The sequence below is a fragment of the Segatella copri genome, assembly GCF_019127135.1.
In the GTDB taxonomy this organism is placed as follows: domain Bacteria; phylum Bacteroidota; class Bacteroidia; order Bacteroidales; family Bacteroidaceae; genus Prevotella.
Genome location: NZ_JAHOEA010000160.1, coordinates 1 through 919, shown reverse-complemented (window position 1 = coordinate 919; position 919 = coordinate 1). Strand labels below are relative to the sequence as shown.

Below are 919 nucleotides of genomic sequence, written 5' to 3'. Positions count from 1 at the left end.
TACAACCTTTATACAAAATTCGTCAAAATACTCGAGATATGCAAGCAATTCTCTGAAAATCTCGTCAATGAATCGGGTAATGTTCCACGTCGTGGTCCTGTTCCCAAGTTTTCGGATTTGGAAGTGGTGGCGCTATCCTTGACGGCAGAGACCGAGAGCATTGATAGTGAGAAGTGGTTGTTCGACTATAAATTGCAAGAGTACAAGGACAACATTCCTAATCTCATATCAAGGAGACAGTTCAATGACCGCAGGAAGAAAACGGCAGGCCTGTGTGAGGAACTGCGCAAGCGGATTGCCATGGAAATGGATGGCGGAGAGGAACAATTCTTTGTTGACTCCAAGCCGATAGAGGTCTGTAGGGTTGCAAGAGGAAAACGTTGCAAGATGGGACGTACCGGCAATTTCTCGCAAGCTCCCGACTTCGGCTTCTGTGCTTCGCAGAACACGTATTATTTTGGTTATAAGTTACACGCTCTCTGTGGGTTAAGTGGAGTTATCCATTCCTATGATCTGTCAAAGGCAAGTGTGGCGGACCTCCATTATATGAAGGATGTAAAACATACTTATCACGACTGTAGCATCTATGGTGACAAAGGGTATATTGGAGCTGACGTACAGCTTGACTTGTTCGAAACCGCACACATAAGACTGGAGTGTCCGTATCGGCTCAACCAAAAGGATTGGAAACCGACATTCATTCCGTTTGCAAAGGCAAGAAAGAGGATTGAGACAATATTCTCACAACTTACAGACCAGTTCTTGGTCATCAGGAACTATGCGAAAATAACGAATGGTTTGTTTGCCAGGATCATTGGCAAAATTAGTGCACTTACCATTCTGCAATACGTAAACTTCATTAACGACAAGCCCATTGGCAGAATTAAGTATGCACTAAATTAATTCCGCCAACAGGTAA

General features: G+C 43.9%; 1 protein-coding gene. It reads left to right on the top strand.

Going from position 1 to position 919, the window contains the following annotated elements; translation table 11 throughout:
- Nucleotides 1-903: IS982-like element IS1187 family transposase (locus KSW37_RS15650; protein WP_254368705.1), on the top strand; the 903-nt coding region annotated here is incomplete at its 5' end.
- Between the last annotated feature and the right edge of the window lie 16 nt (nt 904-919).